The sequence below is a fragment of the Rathayibacter tritici genome (assembly GCF_001641005.1).
Lineage (GTDB): Bacteria > Actinomycetota > Actinomycetes > Actinomycetales > Microbacteriaceae > Rathayibacter > Rathayibacter tritici.
Genome location: NZ_CP015515.1, coordinates 2,700,482 through 2,721,816, shown reverse-complemented (window position 1 = coordinate 2,721,816; position 21,335 = coordinate 2,700,482). Strand labels below are relative to the sequence as shown.

The window sequence follows — 21,335 nt, the reverse complement described above, 5'->3', positions numbered from 1 at the left end:
CCCGCTCGGTGCCGCGTGACCGCGGCGCTGACTAGCCTGGGGGCATGGCTGACATCTTCGGGGTGATCGCGGACGGCACGCGCCGCGACATCCTCGCCCTGCTGCTCGAGCAGCGGCGCGAGGGCGCAACCGAGGGCATGAGTGTCTCGCGGATCGTTGCGCGTCTCGAACTGAGTCAGCCCACCGTCTCGAAACACCTCAAGGTGCTGCGCGAGTCCGGGCTCGTGACAGTGCGCGAGAGCGGCCAGCACCGCTTTTATACGCTCGAGTACGGGCCGCTGGCGGATGTGGAGGACTGGCTGCTGCCCTTCCTCGCCGAAGACGAGGCGGCCGGCGCGCTGCTTGACGCCCCGACCGCGGCCCGAGCGGAGTCGCTGGGCCGTGCCCTCGCCGAGCGGACGCACCAGGTCAGCACGGTGGTGCAGGACATTCAGCGCGGGGTCAGCGAGGGTGCGACGAAGGTGGCGGAGGCGTTGCGCCTGCGCAAGTGATGGGCGCGACGGGCCGGGACTTGCCCGGCGCTGCGTCGTGTAAGCTCGCGGGAGCCAGTTTTTCGTAAGCGGCCGCCCGTCGGGCGGTCGACCCCCTGAACGTTGTGAGGTCTTCGTGGGTTCTGTCATCAAGAAGCGTCGCAAGCGTATGGCGAAGAAGAAGCACCGCAAGCTGCTTCGCAAGACTCGCCACCAGCGTCGCAACAAGAAGTAGGCTCGCGCCTCTTCCGTCTCGAGCGTCCGCCCTTCCGGGGTCGGGCGCTCGTCTGCGTCTGCGTACCTCTCGGAGCCGTCGCCGTACACTGACCGTATGGTGGACGTGGAGCTGACGCTCGTGGGTAAGCCGGGCTGTCATCTCTGCGACGACGCACGGACCGTTATCGAGCAGGTCCTGGCCGACCTGGGCGACGAGGTCGCGGTGGCCGTCTCGGAGGTGTCGATCCTCGATGACTCGGAGCTGCACGAGCGCTATATGGAGGAGATCCCGGTGGTGCTGATCGACGGGCGCGTGCACACGTTCTGGCGGGTGGATCCGGAGCGTCTGCGCCGGGCGTTGCGTGCAATCGGGTGAGCGTCCGCTGAGCTGAGCGGAGGGGAGCGCGGCTGCGACGTACCTCTGATGGGGGACAGGAATCCTCGCGATAGCTCGCCTCTGGCCCGTACCCTCGTTACGGGGGGAGCGCATTCCTCCGTGCGCGGACGCAGATCGTCGCCCGCGGAGGAAGGACCCGCCATGTCGTCACCCCGCCGACTCGCCCTGCCCGTTCTCGCTCTCGCGGCGCTCGTCCTCGGTCTGGCCCTGCCCGGTGCGGCGGTCGCGGCGCCCTCCGGCTCGACGGTCTCGACCACCGTCGAGCAGCCTGCTGGGACGACGGTCCCGGGAGTGCCCGAGGACCCCGAGGAGCCGGGAGACGGCAGCTCCGATCCGATCCCCGGAGTGCCCGAGGAGCAGCCCGTGCCCGGCGTGCCCGAGGGGCCGACGGAGCCGGAGCAGCCCGCCCCCGTCGATCCCGCGCCTCAGGACCCCGCGCCCGTCGATCCGGCACCGGTCCAGCCCGCGCCCGTCGATCCGGCACCCGTCCAACCCGAGCAGCCGGCGCCTGTGCAGACGAGCCGGCCCTCCACGGGCGGAACGACGGGCGGCGGTCAGCAGGGCGGCTCGGGCGGCACCACCTCCGGCAGTGGTACCACCTCCGGCAGTGGTACCACCTCCGGCAGTGGTACCTCGGGCACCACCACGTCCGGCGGCACCGCCAGCGGCACCACCACGTCCGGCGGCACCGCCTCCGCCGACGCGGGCAGCGCCGCTCCCACCGCCTCCGCCCCGGGACGCACCGCGCTCGCCAGCTCCACCGAGGGCGCGCAGCCCGCGGCGGCCGGAGTCGCCTCGGCCTCCGTGTTCCTCACGCGCGCGACCGATGTCGATCCGGAGTCGCTCACCGTCGAGCTCGCTCGCTTCTACGGCGTCGGCTTCTCGTACACCGGTTTCGCGAGTGGCGAGAGCGTCTCGGCGGTCCTCCGCGATCCGAACGGCACCAAGACACCAGTGACGCTCGAGGCCGGGAGCGGCACCGCCACCATTCCGACCGCGCTGATCACCAAGTCTGGAGCCTTCACCGTCGACCTCAGCGGTGACCGGGGCTCCTTCGCCAAGGTCGGTTTCCGGCTCGCGACCTCCTCCGGTAACGGCCTCCTGCTCGAGCCTCGCGACCTCGGCGACGGCAGCACGGAGGCGCCGCGCGGCGCGGTCTGGGGCTTCGAGCCGGACGAGGAGGTCGCCGTGGGTGCCTTCCGAACGACGGGCGACCGCGCCGATCTGGCCGCGGGAGACGTCGCCGTCCAGACCGATTCCCTCGGCTGGGCCGAGCTGGCCCTGGGCGAGACGGTCGTCGCCGATCCGGATCCCTCCGTCTACTGCATGGTCGCCTTCGGCCGCGAGTCGCACCGCACGGCGGCCGTGACGCTCTCGTACCGCCCCAGCGGCGCCACGGCCGCGCCGTGGGAGGCGCAGCAGGTCTGCGGCACCGCTATCAGCGCGGCGCGCAATACGTTCATCACCACGGTCGCCTCGGCCGGACCGGCCGGCATCACGCCGACCACCGCGCTGATGATCGGCGGCGGCGCCGTCGCCGCATCGCTCGTCGCCTGCGCAGTCGTCCTGTTCGTGCTGCGCCGCCGTCGACAGAACACCGATCTCTTCATCGGTGGACCGCTGACGCACACGCAGGGCGACTGACCGGCCTCGCGGTAGTCGCCTCCGCCGTTGACGCGAGGGAACCCTGAACCGTCGAGGGAACCAGGTGTTTCTGGCGGTCTCGACTGTGAAGTCTCGGGACATGGGTGACGGTTCTGTCTCAGGACATCGGTGACGGTTTGGCGGATTTGGTGGTGACGGTTCTTTCGGTCGTGATCGTGGGATGGCTGCTGTCACCCCGATCTCCTCGTCCGTTCGTCTCGCTATCGTTCAGTGGCCACAGGACGCTCCGCGGGGCGCGGTGACAGCGTTCTGCGCGGAGTGCGGGATCAGCCGGAAATCGTTTTACGCGATCCGCGCGAGCGTGTCTGATGGTGTGTGTAAGGAGTGGGCCTCCTGATGGAAGGAATGACTCTGTTGGCTATCGATAGGGTGTCACGTGAAGCGCGGCGCAGGACCCAGGAGGCGGGCGCTGCGCGTTTGGTCGAGTCGGGCGTGATGGATGACCTGTTCGCGAAGATCGACGCGGGCGAGATCGAGTTGGAGGGCGCTGGAGGGCTGATCCAGCAGCTGATCAAGTCCGGGCTCGAGCGGGGGTTGCAGACGGAGCTGACCGAGCACGTCGGATACGAGAAGGGCGACCCGGACGCGGCGTTTCACGAGAACTCCCGGAACGGGTCGTTCCCGAAGACCGTCGCCACGAACGTCGGCGACGTTGAGCTGCGGATCCCGCGGGATCGCAAGGGAACGTTCACGCCTCGGCTGGTCCCGACGGGCAGCCGGCGGTTGTCGCAGTTGGACGAGATGATCGTGTCGCTGTATGCCGGTGGGATGACTGTCCGCGATATCGAGCATCACCTCGCCGCGACGGTGGGCACGGAGCTCTCGCGCGAGACGATCTCGAAGATCGTCGATGAGATCTCCGACGAGGTCCTCGCCTGGCAGTCGCGGCCGTTGGAGGCGTTCTATCCGGTGATCTACCTCGACGCTCTGATCGTGAAGGTCCGCGACGGCGGGCACGTGCGCAACAAGGCCGCGCACCTCGCGGTCGGCGTTGACATGGACGGCATCAAGCATGTTCTCGGGATCTGGGTCCAGCAGGCCGAGGGCGCGAAGTTCTGGGCGTCGGTCTGCGCGGAACTCGCGAACCGCGGCGTCCGTGACGTGCTCATCGTCTGCTGCGACGGGCTGACGGGGTTCCCGGAAGCGATCGAGGCGACCTGGCCGGACTCGATGGTCCAGACCTGCGTCGTGCACCTGATCCGCAATGCCGTGCGGTTCGTCGCCTACGGGCAGCGCAAGGCCGTCGCCGCCGCATTGAAGCCGGTCTATCAAGCGCCGACCGCGGACGCCGCCAGGACCGCGCTGGAGGCGTTCACGACGTCAGAGCTGGGGCGCGCGAACCCGCACGCGGCAGCGGTGTTCGAGAGCGCGTGGGAGCGGTTCACGCCGTTCCTCGCGTTCCCGCCCGAGGTGCGCCGGGTGATCTATACGACCAACGCGATCGAGTCGCTGAACTTCCAGCTGCGCAAAGTCACGAAGAACCGCGGACACTTCCCCAACGACGCGGCCGTGATCAAGCTGCTCTGGCTCGCGATCTGCGACATCGAAGACAAACGCGCCCGCGACCGAGCCCGCGACCGAGGACGCCCCGCCGCCGAACGTCGAGCTGAGGGACGCCTCGTCGAAGGACAAGTCGTCACGAATTGGAAGAAGGCTCTCGAGCAGCTCTCGATCGCGTTTCCCGAACGAATCCACCGCTACCTCTAAACCCCCGAGGACCACGCACTTACACACACAACTTGACAGGCTCATCCGCGCGCATGCTCGGGACGAGGGCCCGGTCCAGGCGCTCGCCCCGCGCTCGCGTCGACCCCGGACATCGCCCACGAGAACAGGGGAAGCTGTGATCGAGCAAGCGATTCGCGTGCGGGCATCGCTGGAGCAGTCAGGGCTGGACCACGGTCCGATCAGCGTCCACGACCGGATGGTGCAGCTGGGTCTTGCAGCGCCGTCGCGGGCAGCCCTCGCGCGAGCGTTCCAGGCGGCCGGAGTGATCGTGCCCGAGCCGAAGAAGAAGCCCCGTTCCGCGTATCGCCGATTCGTGTATCCGGCGCCGAACTGCCTCTGGCAACTCGACGCCACCCAATACGCGCTCACGGGCGGCCGGACGTGTGTGATCTTCCAACTCATCGATGACCACTCTCGCGTCGCTGTCGCCTCCCACGTCGCGTCCGGTGAAACCACGGAAGGCGCGCTGGCCGTGGTCCGCAAAGGGATCGCTGCGCGCGGAGTACCCCGGAAACTCCTCTCCGATAACGGTGCCGCGCTGAACCCGACCCGGCGCGGCGTCCGCGGCCAACTCGTCGACTACGTCACCGCGCTGGGCGTCGAAGCGATCACCGGGAAACCCGGGAAACCAACCACGCAGGGCAAGAACGAACGCTTCCACCAGACCCTGTTCCGTTGGCTCGACAAACAGCCCCTCGCCGCAACCCTCGACCAGCTACAGACGCAGGTCGATGAGTTCGATGACATCTACAACACCCAGCGCGGACACCAAGCCCTTCCCGGCCGGATCACCCCGCAACAGGCATGGAACGCGACCGACCCCATCGAACCGCCCCGACCCGCTCCCGCCCCCGACCTTCCCCAGCCGCTCACGAACACCTCGGGAACCGCGACCAGAACCGTCACCGCGAACGGCGTCATCGGAGTGGCCAGCACCCACGTCAAAATCGGCAAAGCCCACGCCAGAACGACCGTCCACGTCACCTGGAACCTCGACGCCATCACCGTCACCGACGCCCACGGCACCCACCTCGGGACCTTCCCCCGACCCCCCAAAGGCACCCGCTACATCGGCAACGGCAAACCCCGCGGCTTCATGGCCACCCACACACCGTCACCGATGTCCCGAGACACCAACCGTCACCCATGTCCCGAGACACAACCGTCACCCATGTCCTGAGACATCACATCTGGCGGTCTCGACGGGTCGGGGTTCCCTCGGTCGATGCTGCCTAGGGCAGCAGGCGGGTCGGGCCGCGGAAGAGGTAGGTGACCTCGCGGAGGTTCGCCTGGTTGAGCATCAGCATGATCACGCGCGAAAGACCCATGCCGAAGCCGCCGTGCGGCGGGACTCCATAGCGGAAGAAGTCGAGGTAGAACTCGATCTCCTCGGGGTCGAGCCCCTTATCGCGCGCTTGCTCGATCAGGACGTCGACGCGGTGCTCGCGCTGCGCTCCGGTCGAGATCTCGACGCCGTTGTAGATGAGGTCGTAGCTGTTGGTGATCGTCCCGTCGCCCTCGCGGCGCATGTGGTAGAAGGGCCGGATGCTCGACGCGTAGTCGGTGAGGAACACGAAGTCGTGCCCGAACTCCTCCTGCACATACGCCGCGATGCGGCGCTCACCCTCCGGGTCCATGTCGTCGTCGGCGCGGGGCACCTCGTAGCCGCGCTCGGCGACGATCCGCTTGGCCTCCGCGAGCGGAATGCGCGGGAACGGTGTCGTCGGGACCGTCAGGTCGATGTCGAAGAGCGCCTTCACCTCGGCGCCGTGCTTCTCGACGACGGCGGTGAGGCCGGCGACCATCAGCTGCTCGTGCAGCTCCATGACATCCTCGTGCGAGTCGATCCAGGAGACCTCGGCGTCGACACTCGTGAATTCGGTCGCGTGCCGGGAGGTGAAGCTCGGGTCGGCACGGAAGGCGGGCCCGACCTCGAAGACCCTGCCGAAGCCCGCCGGCTGCGCCATCTGCTTGAAGAACTGCGGGCTCTGCGAGAGGTACGCCTTCGTCTCGAAATACTCGACCTCGAAGAGCTCGGCCCGCGACTCCGAGGCGCTCGCCATGAGCTTCGGAGTGTGGATCTCGATGAAGTCGTGCTCGATCCAGTAGGTGCGCAGTGCGTGCTCGAAGGTGGTCTGCACGCGGGCGATCAGGTTCTGCTCGGGGCGGCGCAGGTCGAGGAAGCGCCAGTCCATCCGCTTGTCGATGCCCGAGTCGGGCGCGATCGGCGCCTCGGGGATCGAGGCGGTGACGACCTCCAGGGTCTCCAGCTTGACCTCGATGCCGCCGAGCTTGACGCGCTCGTCGTGCTTGAGCGCGCCCGTGACGGTGACGAAGGATCCCTGGGCCAGGCCCGAGATCGCCTCGGTGATCGCGAGGCGCTCGGCCGACGCGTCATCGCCCGCGACTGCCTCGCGCACGGCCGGATTCACCAGCTGAACGGCGCCGGACTCGTCGCGCAGGACGACGAACTGCACCTTCTTCTGGTCGCGCACGGTCTCGACCCAGCCGGAGACGCGGACGGGTCCGTCCTCGAGCGCAGCGAGCTTCTTGACGGTGGTTCGGGGGAGGCGGGTCTCGTCGGTCACGGTAGGGGAGTCTACTCGCGGGCTGTAGGGCGGGCGCGGGGTCGGCGACCGGGCGCGGGTCGACGCGGCCGGGGTGTGATCTGCAGGGGACGGTGCGATCTGCAGGGGATCCGCGCTCCGGTCGCGATTCTGCTCGACGATCCCACCGGAGGCGGGTCGATCCCCTGCGAATCGCACGTTCTCCTGCGAATCGCACGTTCTCCTGCGAATCGCACGTTCTCCTGCGAATCGCACGTTCTCCTGCGAATCGCACGGGCCCCGTCTGGTCGAGCGGCGGCGGGTAGCGTCGCAGCATGAGCACCGCACTGATCACCGGCGCGTCCTCCGGCATCGGGCTCGCCTTCGCTCGGGCGTTCGCGCGCCGCGGCTGGAGCCTCGTCCTCGTCGCCCGCAGCGAGCAGCGCCTCCGGGAGGCGGCGGCGGGCCTGCACGCGCTCGGCGCCGCAGCCGTCGAGGTCCTGCCTGCCGACCTCGGCGACCGCGGGCAGGTGGAGCACGTGCGCGCACGGCTCGTCGACCCGGCGCGGCCCGTCCGCGTCCTCGTCAACAACGCCGGCTTCGGGATCGACGGGACGTTCTCCGAGCCGAACGTCGCCGCGCAGGACCACGCGTTCGAGGTGATGGTGCGCGCGGTCGCTGTGCTCTCGGGCGCGGCCGCGGAGGCGATGACGGCACGAGGCCGCGGCGCGATTCTCACCGTGTCGAGTGTCGCGGGCTTCGTGCATCTCGGCCCCTACTCCGCGGTGAAGGCGTGGGCGACCGCGTTCGCGCAGTCGCTGGCCGTCGAGTTGCGCGGGACCGGCGTCCGCTCGGCCGCGCTCTGCCCGGGCTGGGTGCGCACCGAGTTCCACGAGCGGGCGGCGATGGACACCTCCTCCATCCCTTCCTTCCTCTGGCTCGACGCCGATGCAGTGGTGGAGGAGTTCCTCCGCGACGTCGCGCGCGGGGTGGTGGTCTCGGTGCCGTCGTGGCGGTTCGCCATCCCGATGGCGCTCGTGCGGCACCTGCCTGGACCTCTCGTGCGGGGGCTTTCGGCGGCGGTGTCTGCGCGCCGGTGAGCCGCCGCTCGGGAGCGGCCCAGGCGACCCTTTCCCGGCGCGCCCCCACGCCGCGTTCCGTACACTTGACGCTCGTGGTTGCCGATCAGATCCATCTCGTGCGGCACGGCGAGGTGTTCAACCCCGACCGGGTCCTCTACGGGCGACTCCCGAACTTCCGGCTCTCGGATCTCGGCCACCGCATGGCCCGCTCCGCCGCCGACGATCTGCTCGAGCGCAAGCGTCCGATCACTGCGCTGATCGCCTCGCCCCTCCAGCGCACGCAGGAGTCAGCTCAGCCGATCTCACAGGCGTTCGAACTCCTGATCCGTACTGATGAGCGCGTGATCGAGCCGAGCAACCTCTTCGAGGGCACGTCTCTCTCCGCCCGCAACTCCGCCCTGCGGAACCCCCAGCACTGGCCGTGGCTCCGCAACCCCTTCGAGCCCAGCTGGGGCGAGCCCTACCTTTCCATCTCGGCGCGGATGTACGCCGCGATCGAGTCGGCGTGGGAGAGCACCGCCGAGGGCGACGCCGCGATCGTCAGCCACCAGCTCCCCATTTGGACCGTGCACCGCGCCCTCGCGGGCGAGCGTCTGTTCCACGATCCGCGCAAGCGCCGCTGCTCCCTGTCGAGCATCACCACGCTCGAACGCCGCGGCGATGGCTTCATCGAAGTCGGCTACGCCGACCCCGCCGCCGGCCTGCAGGGCCTGGCCACCGATGTCGGAGCCGTCTGATGCGGCGGACGAAGCGCCTGCGTGCCGCGGGTGCCGTCGCGCTGGTCGCCGCGCTCGCGCTGACGGGCTGCACCAAGGATCCGCTCGCCGAGCAGTACCGCAACGGCAGCAACAAGGGCTACATCTCGGGCGACGGCACCGTCACGGAGATCGCCGTCGCTGACCGCGACGATCCCATCGTTTTCTCGGGTACTGACGAGACCGGTGCCAGCATCGAGTCCGCCGATCTCGTCGGGCGGGTCGTCGTCGTCAACTTCTGGTACGCCAGCTGCGCCCCGTGCCGCGCCGAGGCGGCCGACCTCGGTACGGTGAACACCGATTTCGCCGACAAGGGCGTCTCGTTCGTCGGCGTCAACGTGCGCGACCAGGCGCCCACCGCGGCTGCCTTCGCCGAGACCTTCGGGCTCGGCTACCCCTCGATCGTCGATACCGACTCCTCGGTGCAGCTCGCCTTCACCGGCACCGTCCCGCCCAACGCCGTTCCCACGACGCTCGTCCTCGACAAGGAGGGCCGCGTCGCGTCGCGCATCCTGGGCCAGCTTCAGGAGGCGTCCATCCTCTCGACGCTCGTGGGCGACACTCTCGCCGAGGGAGAGTAGCGGCGTGGGCGAGATCGTCCTCAGCGGACAGCTTCTGCTGGCCGTGCCGATCGCGTTGCTGGCCGGACTGGTGTCGTTCGCGTCGCCCTGCGTCCTCCCACTGGTGCCCGGCTACCTCGCCTACGTCGGCGGCTTCACCGACGCCGACGAGCGCGCCGCCCGCGGCCGCCGCCGGGTCGTCCTCGGCGTGCTGCTGTTCGTGCTCGGCTTCTCGCTCGTCTTCGTGCTGTACGGAGCGGCGGCGGGTACGGTCGGCTTCTGGTTGACGCAGTACACCGACCTGATCACCCGCGTCCTCGGCCTCGTCGTGATCGCGATGGGGCTGGTCTTCATCGGGCAGTTCTCGTTCTTGCAGCGCACACTCCGCCCGGGCATCCGCCCCGCGACCGGGCTGATCGGGGCGCCGCTGCTCGGCATTGTCTTCGGGGTCGGCTGGACGCCCTGCCTCGGCCCGACGCTGAGTTCGATCCTCGCCCTCAGCTATGGCGTCGGCTCGCCCTGGCGCGGCGCGCTCCTCGCCCTGGTCTACTGCCTCGGACTCGGCATCCCCTTCCTCCTCGTCGCCTTCGGCTTCAGCTGGGTGACCAGCACGCTCGCTTTCGTGAAGCGCCACATCCGCGTGATCAATATCCTCGGCGGCGCCGCCCTCGTCCTGATCGGAGTCCTGATGGTCACGGGCATCTGGAACACTCTCGTCTACGGCTCCCTCTCGGCGGTGATCGATGGCTTCCAGCCGGCGATCTGAGTCCGGGGAGAGCACGCGCCGCCCGGATGAGGCGACGCAGGAGAAGACCGACGCGTCGTTCCGTCCCGCTGACCACTACGACTCCGACGGCACCGTCACGCAGCCCGCGCTCGGCGTCACCGGGTGGCTGCGCTGGATGTGGCGCCAGCTCACCAGCATGCGCACCGCGCTGTTCCTGCTGCTGCTGCTCGCGATCGCGGCGGTGCCCGGATCGCTCGTGCCGCAGCGCTCCTCCGACCCCAATGGAGTGACGCAGTACTTCGTTGACAACCCGGATCTGGCGCCCGTGCTCGATAAGGTGCAGGCGTTCGACACCTACACCTCGGCCTGGTTCTCGAGCATCTACCTGCTGCTGTTCATCTCGTTGATCGGCTGCATCGTCCCGCGCACCCGCCACCACTTCCAGGCGATGCGCTCGCGGCCGCCGCGCACCCCCGCGCGCCTGCAGCGCCTCGCCGGTTACACCATCCGCGAGGTGGAGGGCGCGACAGAGGAGGACGCCGTCGCCTCCGCCCACGCGGTGTTGCGTCGCGCGGGCTACCGCGTCGAGCGCTACAACGACCCGCGAGGCCGGTGGTCGAGTGTCTCGGCCGAGCGCGGCTACCTCCGCGAGACGGGCAACCTGGTCTTCCACTCCGCTCTGGTCGGCATCCTCGTCGCCGTCGGCGTCGGAGGCGGGTTCGGCTACAGCGGGCAGCGGGTGCTGGTCGAGGGCTCGCAGGGCTTCGCCAACAACCTCGCGGCCTACGACTCGTTCAACCCCGGCCGCTTCTTCGACTCCAGCCAGCTCGACCCGTACCAGCTGACCCTCGACAGCCTCGACGTGAGGTACGAGGAGCAGAACCAGTCGGCGCTCGGCCAGCCTGTCGACTTCACGGCGAACGTCACGACGTCCGAACGCGGCGGGGCCACCGAGGGGCGCACCATCAAGGTGAACGACCCGCTCGGCATCGGCGGCACCAACGTCTACCTGCTCGGCAACGGCTACGCCCCGACGATCACCGTCCGCGATCCCTCCGGCCGCGCGATCTTCACCGACTCCGTGCCCTTCCTCCCGCAGGATGCCAATCTCACCTCGGTCGGAGTGGTCAAGGTGCCGGACGGGCTCTCGGAGCAGTTGGGCCTCACCGGCTTCTTCTACCCGACGGAGGACACTCTGGCCTCCGGGGCGTCGACCTCGATCTTCCCCGACCTGCAGTACCCCGTTCTCTCGTTGAACGTCTTCGCGGGCGACCTCGGCCTCGACAGGGGAGTGCCGACCTCCGTTTACGTGCTCAACACGGACTCGTTGACCCGGCTCACCGGCGGTACCACCGGAGTCGCGCCGATCACGCTCAAGCCCGGTGACACGGCCGAGCTCCCGAACGGGCTCGGCAGCGTGACCTTCGAGAACACGGGCGCTGACCCGACGCGCATCGGCACCGACAGCGTGAAGCGCTTCGCCTCCTTCGACATCCACCACGACGCGACCCAGGGCTGGGTGCTGCTTTTCGCGATCCTTGTGCTCGCGGGCCTGCTCACCTCGCTGTTCGTGCCGCGCCGCCGCGTGTGGGTGAAGGCGACGAGGCAGGAGGACGGCGGGCTGCTCCTCGAATACGCCGGGCTCGCCCGCGGCGAGGATCCGCAGCTCGTGCGCGCCGTGCGGACGGTCGCCGATCGGCACGCGCCGCTCGACTGAGCGTCCCTCCGGGCGGGAGGTCACATCCTCCTCCACAGGCGCTCGCGGCTGGGCAGGGACCGAGTCTGTGCAACCGCGAAGGGGCGGGGGAGGCCGCGAGCGATTAGCCTGGGGAGGTGATCGCGACCCTCTCGCAGTATTCGGTGCTGTGCCTCTCCTCCGCCATGGGTATCTACGCGATGGCGTTCGTCTTCTTCGCGATCGACCTCGCTCGTCGCGCCTCCCTGGCCGACGGCGAGTCGAATGAGGTCGTGCAGGAAGCGGAGCGCGTCGCTTCCGCGGCCGCCGCCGATCGCGGCGCCAGCGGTAAGGCCACCATCGCCTCCGGACGCACCGCGACCCTCTCCCGCATCGGCACCCGAGTCGAGGACGAGGTCCACCGAGCCCCCGAGCGCTCCACGACCCTGCGCATCGGGTTCTCCCTCACCCTCCTCGCCTTCGTGCTGCACCTCGCCGCAACCGTCCTCCGCGGCGTCGCCGCAGGACGCGTCCCGTGGGCGAACATGTACGAGTTCTCGATGACCGGGACGCTCATCATCATCGGCGTCTTCCTCGTGGTGCAGCTGCGCTGGGACCTCCGCTTCCTCGGCGCGTTCATCACCGGACTCGTCCTGGTGCTCCTCGGAGTCGCGACCGTCAACTACTACGTCGCCGTCGTCCCGCTCCCGCCGGCACTCCAGTCGTACTGGCTCGTGATCCACGTGCTCGTCGCCATCCTCGGCACCGCGTTCTTCGCCCTCGGCTTCGCGCTCTCGGTCACCCAGCTCCTCCAGGCCCGCCGCGAAACGGCCGGCGACAGCCCCCGCTCCCTCCTGAGCTTCCTGCGCACACTGCCCAGCTCCGCCACACTCGAGAACCTCGCCTACCGCGTCACGATCATCGGCTTCATCCTCTGGACCTTCACCCTCATCGCCGGCGCCGTCTGGGCCGAGAAGGCCTGGGGCCGCTACTGGGGGTGGGACACCAAGGAGGTCTGGACCTTCATCATCTGGACCATCTACGCCGGCTACATCCACGCCCGCGCCACCCGCGGCTGGCGTGGTACCCCCTCCGCCTGGCTCGCCATCGTCGGCTTCGCCGCCGTCATGTTCAACTTCGGCGTCGTCAATGTGTTCTTCAAGGGGCTCCACGCCTACTCCGGCCTCGACACCGGCATGTAATCGGCGGGGCCTGGTGGGGCCGCTCGCGGCGTTGTCGGCGACGACCGTAGCGCTGCTACGCCCGACGGCCCCACCAGGCCCCGCCGACCAATGAGGGAGACGTTTTTCGCTCGGTGGAGGGCTTCGGTTCGCGGTCGGGCGGGGCGGGGTGGTTCGCCGGAGCGTGCTGATCGAGGTCTCGGTGGCCGGATGAGGGGGGAGACGGCGAGGCCGGACGTGCGGGGAAACCGCCCACGTGACAGTCGAAGCAGTAGTCCAGCGCCTGCCCGACAGCCCGGGCGAGCGGGTCGGACGACGAGAGCAGCACGGGGCGGTGCTCCTCCGGCATCAGGTGGCGCCTCGTTGAGTCCAGCGGCACGAGCGTGAGGTCCCCGTCGGCCGCGACGACCTCGGTCGCGGCTGTCAGATCGTGCCAGGCGGTGGCCTCCGCGACGGCGGTGACGTTACCGGGGACCAGCGCGGCGGTCGGTGAATCCATTCTGCCGCTCGCCCGCTACGGCGTCCGACACCGGCCCTCAGAGCAGCGCGTGAGCGTCGCGGAGCCGAGCACGCCACCAGGCGAGGCGCTCCGGCGACACCGCGTACCGAGCCAGGAGCGCCTCCGAGACCTCGACGCGGCCGACGGGGATGCCGCCGTCGACCGGCCGCAGCGGCCGCTCCGTCACGTCCGCCGCGAGCAGGGAGGCCGTGCCGAGGCCGCAGTCGAAGGGCAGCTCGGGGAGAGCTGCGGCGAGGGCAGCGCCCATCGCGAGTCCGACCGAGCTGTCGATCGCACTGGAGACGACCGCGGGCAGGCCGGCCTCGGCGACGATCGCGAGCGCACGCCGGGTGCCACCGAGGGGCTGCGCCTTCACCACCAGCAGGTCCGCAGCGCCCGCCCGAGAGACCGCGAGCGGATCCGCGGCCTTCCGGACGCTCTCGTCGGCGGCGATCGGGATGCCCATGTACTTCACGCGATATCTCAGCTCGGCCAGTTCATCGACGCTCGCGCACGGCTGCTCGACGTACTCGAGATCGGATTCGGCGAGGGCGTGGACGGCGTGCTCCGCCTCATCCAGGTTCCAGCCGCCGTTCGCGTCCACGCGGAGGCGTCCCTCCGGGCCGAGCAGGCGGCGCACCTCGACGACCCGCGCCACATCGTCGGCGAGTGTCTGGCCGCGCTCGGCGACCTTCACCTTCGCGGTACGGCAGCCGTGGTAGCTCTCGAGTACCGCTGCGACCTCGTCGGGCGCGACGGCCGGGACCGTCGCATTGACGGGGATGCGGTCCCGGAGCGCGGCGGGCTGCTCGCTCCAGCCGTAGTCGATCGCGGCGCGGAGCCAGACGGCAGACTCTTCGGCGCCGTACTCGAGGAAGGGTGAGAACTCCGTCCAGCCCTCCGGGCCGCGCACGAGCGCGATCTCGCGGTGGTCGACGCCGCGGAAGCGGGTGCGCAGCGGCAGGGCGACGACGCGGAGTCCCGCATCGATCTCGCCGAGGGAGGGGAGCGGGGAGGCGGGCACGACATCGTCCATCCGGATATTGTCCACCGGCCGGCCGTGCGCACGTGCACGCATCCGACACCGCTGCACCGGCGGCCCGCAGAGGTGACAGACTGACGGGGCTGCCGTTGGAGCCCCAAGGAGTGCGATGAGCCAGATGCTGATGAGCCCGCCGCCGGCGCCCGCCCCGGGCCCGACGCAGGGCTCCGTGCCCTCCCACCGCCCGCTCGGCACCGGTGCCTGGATCGCGCTCGGCACGAGCATCCTCGTGGGCGTCGTCTACACCGGCGTGCTGGGCACTCTCCTCGCCATCGGAGTGGGCAGCGCATTCGACTCCGCCTCCGGCAGTGAGTCGCCGAGCGTTCCCGCCAAGCCGTTCGGCGATTCGTCGGACGACCCCTTCGGCAGCGGTGACCCGTCCGATCCTCTCTACGACTACCCGGGGTACCAGGACGGGGACGCCGCGACGATCCTCGGGCAGCCTTCTGCCGAGAAGGTTCGTGCCAGCGCTGAGCAAGCTGTCGCGGCCGTCGAGAGCGCCGTCCCCGAGGAGTGGACCTCGGCCGACGACGAGTACTACGAGCAGTCGCAGAACGCGTACGGCGGCCGCTCGCTCCTTTACGACTACATTTCGGCCACCGAGTACTCTGTCGCTGACGTCTCCACCGACGCCGACAAGCAGGCCGTGGTCGACCGTTTCGCCGCGGCGCTCGCGCCTCTCGGCTTCGACGAGATCGAGATCGCCGACACCCCTGATGAGTGGTCGGACGTGGGCTACGAGTTCGACGGCGATCTCTCCAACGAGGAGGCCTCGGCCGCCCTCTGGGTGGTCACCGCACGCTCGTCCGCCGACCTCGTGCCGGCGATCGAGCTGGGCCTGGTGGACCTCGACGCCGACCCCAGCGGTCGGGTGGCCGACATGCTGGACGGAGTCGGCCTCTCGCCGGAGCCGCAGGGCGCGTTCCTCGCGGGGTACGCGAACGGGATCCTCGAGGACGGCGATCGCGGCGCGTTCACCGACCGCCTCGCGAAGTACGGCGGCGTCGCAACGACCTGAGCGCGCGTTACAAGCAAGCCCGTCCGCCCGCAAGCCCACATCCGGGTACCGCCTGCGCTCTACGGTGAAGGAATGGCTGCACCCCGCTCGACCAGGCCCCTGCGCGACTACGCCGCGATCGGAGACGGGCGGACGGTCGCCCTGATCGCGAAGGACGGCAGTGTCGACTGGATGCCCGTCCCGGACCTCGGCTCCACTCCGGCTTTCGCCGCGCTGATCGACGCCGAATCCGGCGGCTGCGTAGAACTCGCCCCCGAGGCGCCTGCAGAGGTCTCGCGCACCTACATCCCCGATACGAACGTCCTGGAGACCACCTTCACCACCGAGTTCGGCACGGTCCGCGTCACCGACGCGCTCGTCACCGGGATCGCCGGCCGGCTCCCGTGGGCCGAGCTGGCCCGCCGCGTGGACGGCGTCGACGGCGAGGTGCGGATGCGCTGGGCGGTGCGCCCCGGGACCGGTCTCGGCCGGTTCTCCCCGTGGATCCAGAACGCCGACGGCCGCTCGCTCATCCGCGCCGGCGACATCACCATCGGCGTGACCGGCCTGGAGCACGGGCCGGACGGCGAGGAAGCGCCCTCCGGTGCCGGCGATGAGCTGACCGGATCCTTCGTGGTGACCGCGGGCAAGGACGCCGTGCGGCACGTTCTCGTCGTCTCGGCCACGCACGATGAGCCGCTGCACTTCCCGGTCGCGAAGAACGTCGACCGCGGTATCGACCGCACCATCCGCAGCTGGCAGGACTGGTCGGGGGAGTTCTCCTACGACGGTCCGTGGTCCGAGGCGGTCCAGCGCAGCGCCCTCGCGCTCAAATTGCTGATCTACTCGCCCACCGGGGCGATCGCGGCGGCCGCGACCACGTCGCTCCCGGAGTCGCCCAACGGCGGGAAGAACTGGGACTACCGCTTCGCCTGGGTGCGCGATGCCGCCTACACGGTGCATGCGCTGGTCCGCTTCGGCCTGCGCGAGGAGACGCACGCCGCGCTCTCCTGGCTCCTGCGCACGATCAAAGACCACGGCCCGGACCTGCACATCTTCTACGGTCTGGACGGCTCGATGCCGACCGAGCTGGAGGAGTTCGACGTCCCGGGATACGCCGGTATCGCCCCGGTCGTCTCCGGCAACGGGGCGCAGAGCCAGCTGCAGCTGGGCGTGTTCGGCGATCTCTTCGACATCTGCCGCATCTACGTCGACGAGGGCAACGTCCTCGACATCCAGACCGGACGCCTCCTCGCCCGCGTCGCCGACACCACCTGCGACCTGTGGCGCAATCGCGACGCCGGCATGTGGGAGCTGAAGGAGGAGCGGCACTACACCTCCTCGAAGATGGGCTGCTGGCAGGCGTTGGACGCGGCCGTACACCTCGCCGAGCTCGGCCAGGTGGCGGGCAGCCCCGACCGGTGGCGCTTCGAGCGCGACCGCATCCGCGAGTGGATCGAGGAGCACTGCTGGTCCCAGGAGCTCGGCTCCTACGTGATGTACCCGGGCAGTGAGGAGTTGGACGCCTCGGTGCTCCTGCACGCGCCGAGCGGGTACGAGCGCGGCGAGCGGATGATCTCGACCATTGACGCCCTGGTGACGGAGCTGGGCCGCGGCGCGCTGCTGTTCCGCTACTCCGGGATGGAGGGCGAGGAGCATCCGTTCGTCGCCTGTTCGTTCTGGCTCGCCTCGGCCCTGGCCTGCGTCGGCCGCCACGAGGAGTCGGTCGCTCTGATGGACGAGCTCGTGGCCACCGTGCCCAACGACGTCGGCATCATGTCCGAGATGATCGCCGTCGACGACCTCGCCTTCTGGGGCAACCTGCCGCAGGGACTCAGTCATCTCGCGCTGATCAACGCGGCCATCACCATCGAGGAGCTGGCGCCGGAGAAGGTCGGCCGCACGTAACCCCGGCCGCGGTCTCCGCGCAACCCGTTGAGGGTCGGAGCCGGGGAGCGTAGACCGGAGGCATCCCCTCGAACCGTACCCGTCCCTCGAACCGTACCCACCAGGAGCACCTCAGCATGGACCTCGGAATCACCGGCCGCACCGCCCTCGTCACGGGAGGCGACTCCGGAATCGGCTGGACCACCGCGAAGCTCCTGATCGCCGAGGGTGCGACCGTCGTGATCTCCGATCAGGACCAGGCGACTCTGGACGAGGCAGCGGCCCGGCTCGATGCTCCGGAGGGGCGCGTGCACGCCTTCGCCGCCGACGTCACCAGGACCGATCAGCTCGCCGAGCTGCACCGCCGGGTCGCCGAGTCGGTCGGCGAGATCGACATTCTTGTGCAGTGCGCCGGAGTGACGGGGGCGCAGGGCCTTTTCCACGAGATCGACGACGAGGGCTGGACCAGCACCCTCGAGGTCGACCTGCTCGGGCCCGTGCGGCTGGTGCGTGAGTTCCTCCCCGACCTCCGCTCCGGAGGCTGGGGCCGCCTGGTGCTCACCGCCTCCGAGGACGCCGTGCAGCCCTACGACGACGAACTGCCTTACTGCGCCGCGAAGGCGGGCGTCCTCGCCTTCGCCAAGGGCCTCTCGCGCTCCTACGCGCAGGAGGGCCTGCTGGTGAACACGGTCTCGCCGGCGTTCATCCGCACTCCGATGACCGACGCGATGATGAGCCGGCGCGCCGACCAGAGGGGTACCTCTCTCGACGAGGCGATCGCCTCGTTCCTCGACGAGGAACGGCCGTACCTGGAGCTCAAGCGCCGGGGCGAGGCGGAGGAGGTCGCTGCCGTGATCGCGTTCCTCTGCTCCGACCGCGCCTCCTTCGTGAACGGCTCGAACTACCGCGTCGACTCTGGATCCGTCGCCACGATCTGATCCCCGAACCACGGACCCCGTCCAGCGCACGTACCTCGCGCGTGCGGACGCCGTCCAGCCGAAGAAGCCAGACTCGGGGACGGGACACCGTCCCCGGCACTGCAAGAGAAAGGAACGGTCCATGACCACCACCCTCGAACGCCATGTCGAAGCCCCTGCGGGCTCCGGTGCCAAGACCAGCCGCCGTCAGAACGCCGAGAAGGGCTTCAAGGCCTCGAAGGAGCTGCTCGACAGCCTCCAGATCGTCCTCGTCGACCTGATCGAGCTCCACGTCCAGGGCAAGCAGGCCCACTGGAACGTCGTCGGTAAGAACTTCCGCGACCTCCACCTGCAGCTCGACGAGATCATTGAAGCCGCACGTGAATTCAGCGACGACATCGCTGAGCGTATGCGCGCCCTGCACGGGATCCCGGATGGACGCAGCGACACCGTCGCCGCGACCACCACGCTCCCCGAGTACCCCCACGGCGAGATCGACACGGCCGAGACGGTCGACCTGGTCACGATTCGCCTCGAGAACACCGCCGCCACCATGCGCGAGGTGCACGACCAGGTCGACGAGGAAGACCCGACCAGCGCGGACCTTTTGCACTCAATCATCCAGAGCCTGGAACAGTACGCCTGGATGGTGTCGGCTGAGAACCGCACCACCTCTGCCGCGAAGTAACAGCACCACTGCGAGAGGGGCTCCGCTGACGCGGGGTCCCTTTCCGCGTGTCCGGAGGGAGGAGGGAGGTGAGGGAGTCGAAACGCCCGACGGCCCGGATCGGTGCGGTCCGGATCGGTGCGGTCCGGATCGGTGCGGTCCGGATCGGTGCGGCCCGGATCGGTGCGGTCCGGATCAGTAGGGTCGAGGCATGAGCACGCAGGTCTCCGAACTGTTCGACGCGCACCGCTGGGCGGCCGTCGACGGCTTCGACGCACTCGAGGACATTACCTACCACCACGACCGCTCCGGCCGCATCGCGCGCGTTGCGTTCGATCGGCCCGAGGTGCGCAATGCGTTCCGGCCGCGCACGGTCGACGAGCTGTTTCGCGCTCTCGAGGACGCCCGGACGAACCCGCGCATCGGCGTCGTGATCCTCACCGGCAACGGCCCGAGCCCGCGCGACGGCGGCTGGGCGTTCTGCTCCGGCGGTGACCAGCGGATTCGCGGCCGCGACGGCTACCGGTACTCCGACGGCGAGACCGCGGAGGGCATCGACTCCGCACGGAACGGCCGCCTGCACATCCTCGAGGTGCAGCGCCTCATCCGCTTCATGCCGAAGGTGGTCATCGCGGCCGTCCCCGGCTGGGCCGCGGGAGGCGGGCACTCGCTGCACGTGGTCTGCGACCTCACGCTCGCCTCCGCCGAGCACGGGCGCTTCAAACAGACGGATGCCGACGTCGGGTCCTTCGACGCCGGCTACGGCTCCGCCTATTTCGCCCGCCAGATCGGGCAGAAGGCCGCCCGCGAGGTGTTCTTCCTCGCGCGGGAGTACTCCGCGCAGCGGGCTTACGAGATGGGCGCGGTGAACGCGGTCGTGCCGCACGCCGAGCTCGAGACGACGGCGGTGGAATGGGCTGAGACGATCCTCACCAAGTCGCCGACGGCCATCCGGATGCTGAAGTACGCCTTCAACGCGGTGGACGACGGCCTCGTGGGCCAGCAGCTCTTCGCGGGCGAGACCACGCGCCTCGCCTACGGCACCGACGAGGCCGTCGAGGGACGCGACTCCTTCCTCGAGAAACGCGAACCCGACTGGTCGCCGTTCCCGTGGCAGTTCTGAGCCGGGCGGTGCGTCGGTGACCCGCCCGCTGGTCGGGGTCGATGCGGGTCCCGAGGCTGTGCTCATCGCACTCCGCGCGGCCCTCGACGGCAGCGGACCGGCTCTTCGCCTCTCCGCTCCGGGCGCGGCCCCCGCCTCGACCGACGCTGTCGTGCCGCAGCGCATCGCCGTGGTCGTCGAGACCTCCGGCTCGTCGGGCCCACCGAAGCGGGTCGCCCTCTCGACCGCCGCTCTGCTCACCAGCGCCTCCGCGACCCTCACCGAGCTGGGCGGCCCGGGGCGGTGGCTGCTCTGTCTGCCGACGCACTACGTCGCGGGGCTGCAGGTCCTGGTCCGGTCGCTGACGGCGGAGGCGGACCCGGTGGTCCTCCCGGCCGGCGGCTTCGACGCGGCCGCCTTCCTCGCGCTCGCTCGGACGATGCCGGCGGGGGAGCGGCGCTACTCCTCGCTGGTGCCCGTGCAGCTCGCGCGACTGCTGGACGTGGCCGAACGCGATGCCGCCGCGGCCGAGGCGCTCCGCTCGTTCGACGCCCTCCTGATCGGCGGCCAGGCGACGCCGCAGCCGCTCCGAGACCGGGCAGCTGCGCTCGGCGCGCACATCCGCCTGACCTACGGCTCGAGCGAGACCTCGGGCGGCTGCGTCTACGACGGCCTCCCGCTGCACGACGTTCGGATGCGGGTCGACGACGGGCAGGTGCTGCTCGGAGGCCCAACCCTCGCCGAGGGCTACCTCGCCGACGACGGTACTGTCGACCACGAGCGGAGCGCGGCAGCCTTCGTTGACCGCGACGCACAGCGCTGGTACCGCACTGGCGACGCCGGCACGATGATCGACGGACGCCTCCAGGTGACCGGACGACTCGATCGCGTGATCGTCTCGGGCGGGGAGAAGATCTCTCTCGACGCCGTCGAGGCGGTGCTGCGTGAGGCTGCCGTGGCCGACGCGGTCGTCGTGCGCCGCACCGACGCGCAGTGGGGCGAGGTCCCGGTCGTGGTCACCGCGGAGCAGGCACCTGCGCTCGCGGATCTGCGGACCCTCGTCACGGGCCACCTGGGTCGCGCCGCCGCCCCCGCTGCAGTGCTGCCGGTCGCGGCCATCCCCCTCCTCGCCTCGGGCAAACCCGACCGCCGCGCCCTCGAGCGGCTCGCCGCGCAGCTCTGACGCACTCCGGGCGTTGATGAGCCGGTGGGTAGGATTCCC

21 protein-coding genes and 1 pseudogene are annotated in these 21,335 nt (G+C 69.8%); 19 read left to right on the top strand and 3 right to left on the bottom strand.

The features are described from left to right. The first annotated feature begins 44 nt into the window (after nt 1-44). From A6122_RS12345 to A6122_RS12325, 7 genes and pseudogenes are all read left to right on the top strand, one after another. The gene (locus A6122_RS12345; protein ID WP_068255408.1) at nt 45-491 is read left to right on the top strand and encodes an ArsR/SmtB family transcription factor; all 447 of its coding nucleotides are present in this window, start codon (nt 45-47) and stop codon (nt 489-491) included. A gap of 115 nt (nt 492-606) precedes the next feature. Further along, a complete protein-coding gene (locus tag A6122_RS16035; RefSeq protein WP_003792170.1) occupies nt 607-705 on the top strand; it encodes a 30S ribosomal protein bS22 in 99 nt (32 codons plus the stop codon). A gap of 96 nt (nt 706-801) precedes the next feature. Then, nucleotides 802-1,062: a glutaredoxin family protein gene (locus tag A6122_RS12340; RefSeq protein WP_068255406.1), complete on the top strand. Its 261-nt coding sequence runs from the start codon at nt 802-804 to the stop codon at nt 1,060-1,062. A 162-nt stretch (nt 1,063-1,224) separates the two neighbouring features. Next, nucleotides 1,225-2,727 (top strand): hypothetical protein, encoded by a 1,503-nt coding sequence (locus A6122_RS12335; RefSeq protein ID WP_068255403.1) that lies wholly within the window; start codon nt 1,225-1,227, stop codon nt 2,725-2,727. A gap of 181 nt (nt 2,728-2,908) precedes the next feature. Beyond that, a pseudogene (locus A6122_RS16690) lies at nt 2,909-3,043 on the top strand (IS481 family transposase); the annotation flags it as partial. Nucleotides 3,044-3,183: 140 nt separating this feature from the next. Further along, nucleotides 3,184-4,455: an IS256 family transposase gene (locus A6122_RS12330; RefSeq protein ID WP_418320007.1), complete on the top strand. Its 1,272-nt coding sequence runs from the start codon at nt 3,184-3,186 to the stop codon at nt 4,453-4,455. A 136-nt stretch (nt 4,456-4,591) separates the two neighbouring features. Beyond that, entirely contained in the window at nt 4,592-5,656 is a 1,065-nt protein-coding gene (locus A6122_RS12325) for an integrase core domain-containing protein (RefSeq protein WP_157593817.1), read from the top strand. Nucleotides 5,657-5,708: 52 nt separating this feature from the next. On the opposite strand, the gene aspS is transcribed toward A6122_RS12325, so the two are convergent. Then, a complete protein-coding gene (gene aspS, locus A6122_RS12320; protein ID WP_068255397.1) occupies nt 5,709-7,064 on the bottom strand; it encodes an aspartate--tRNA(Asn) ligase in 1,356 nt (451 codons plus the stop codon). 293 nt (nt 7,065-7,357) lie between these two features. On the opposite strand from aspS, the gene A6122_RS12315 reads away from it, so the two are divergent. The 6 genes from A6122_RS12315 to ccsB all read left to right on the top strand — a co-directional run bounded on the left by A6122_RS12315 (nt 7,358) and on the right by ccsB (nt 13,023). After that, nucleotides 7,358-8,122 carry an SDR family NAD(P)-dependent oxidoreductase gene (locus A6122_RS12315; protein WP_068255395.1) on the top strand — a complete coding sequence of 255 codons (765 nt, stop codon included), beginning with the start codon at nt 7,358-7,360 and terminating at the stop codon, nt 8,120-8,122. 74 nt (nt 8,123-8,196) lie between these two features. Continuing rightward, nucleotides 8,197-8,841: a histidine phosphatase family protein gene (locus A6122_RS12310; RefSeq protein WP_068255393.1), complete on the top strand. Its 645-nt coding sequence runs from the start codon at nt 8,197-8,199 to the stop codon at nt 8,839-8,841. Next, on the top strand, nt 8,841-9,440 hold the full coding sequence (locus A6122_RS12305; protein WP_068255390.1) for a TlpA family protein disulfide reductase: 600 nt from the start codon (nt 8,841-8,843) through the stop codon (nt 9,438-9,440). The genes A6122_RS12310 and A6122_RS12305 overlap by 1 nt, the downstream gene beginning before the upstream one ends. A gap of 4 nt (nt 9,441-9,444) precedes the next feature. Next, entirely contained in the window at nt 9,445-10,185 is a 741-nt protein-coding gene (locus A6122_RS12300) for a cytochrome c biogenesis CcdA family protein (RefSeq protein WP_068255388.1), read from the top strand. Then, nucleotides 10,163-11,863 carry a cytochrome c biogenesis protein ResB gene (gene resB, locus A6122_RS12295; RefSeq protein ID WP_084416033.1) on the top strand — a complete coding sequence of 567 codons (1,701 nt, stop codon included), beginning with the start codon at nt 10,163-10,165 and terminating at the stop codon, nt 11,861-11,863. Before A6122_RS12300 ends, resB begins: the two co-directional genes overlap by 23 nt. Before the next feature lie 164 nt (nt 11,864-12,027). Continuing rightward, the gene (ccsB, locus tag A6122_RS12290; protein WP_068257625.1) at nt 12,028-13,023 is read left to right on the top strand and encodes a c-type cytochrome biogenesis protein CcsB; all 996 of its coding nucleotides are present in this window, start codon (nt 12,028-12,030) and stop codon (nt 13,021-13,023) included. Between the two features lie 55 nt (nt 13,024-13,078). Here the strand turns inward: ccsB and A6122_RS12285 are convergent, their stop codons facing one another. Both A6122_RS12285 and A6122_RS12280 read right to left on the bottom strand, forming a co-directional pair. After that, nucleotides 13,079-13,501, bottom strand: coding sequence for a nucleoside hydrolase (locus tag A6122_RS12285; RefSeq protein ID WP_068255387.1), 423 nt, complete (start codon nt 13,499-13,501; stop codon nt 13,079-13,081). Nucleotides 13,502-13,538: 37 nt separating this feature from the next. Continuing rightward, nucleotides 13,539-14,537: an o-succinylbenzoate synthase gene (locus A6122_RS12280; protein WP_068255385.1), complete on the bottom strand. Its 999-nt coding sequence runs from the start codon at nt 14,535-14,537 to the stop codon at nt 13,539-13,541. Between the two features lie 115 nt (nt 14,538-14,652). Between A6122_RS12280 and A6122_RS12275 the strand changes: the two genes are divergently transcribed. From A6122_RS12275 to A6122_RS12250, 6 genes are all read left to right on the top strand, one after another. After that, nucleotides 14,653-15,561, top strand: coding sequence for a hypothetical protein (locus A6122_RS12275; RefSeq protein ID WP_068255383.1), 909 nt, complete (start codon nt 14,653-14,655; stop codon nt 15,559-15,561). A gap of 72 nt (nt 15,562-15,633) precedes the next feature. After that, on the top strand, nt 15,634-17,448 hold the full coding sequence (locus A6122_RS12270; RefSeq protein WP_068255381.1) for a glycoside hydrolase family 15 protein: 1,815 nt from the start codon (nt 15,634-15,636) through the stop codon (nt 17,446-17,448). Nucleotides 17,449-17,564: 116 nt separating this feature from the next. After that, entirely contained in the window at nt 17,565-18,365 is an 801-nt protein-coding gene (locus A6122_RS12265; RefSeq protein WP_068255380.1) for an SDR family NAD(P)-dependent oxidoreductase, read from the top strand. Between the two features lie 121 nt (nt 18,366-18,486). Beyond that, a complete protein-coding gene (locus A6122_RS12260) occupies nt 18,487-19,032 on the top strand; it encodes a Dps family protein (protein ID WP_068255376.1) in 546 nt (181 codons plus the stop codon). 190 nt (nt 19,033-19,222) lie between these two features. Then, entirely contained in the window at nt 19,223-20,134 is a 912-nt protein-coding gene (locus A6122_RS12255) for a 1,4-dihydroxy-2-naphthoyl-CoA synthase (RefSeq protein WP_068255374.1), read from the top strand. Between the two features lie 16 nt (nt 20,135-20,150). Next, nucleotides 20,151-21,296, top strand: coding sequence for an AMP-binding protein (locus A6122_RS12250; RefSeq protein ID WP_068255369.1), 1,146 nt, complete (start codon nt 20,151-20,153; stop codon nt 21,294-21,296). Nucleotides 21,297-21,335: the final 39 nt, after the last annotated feature.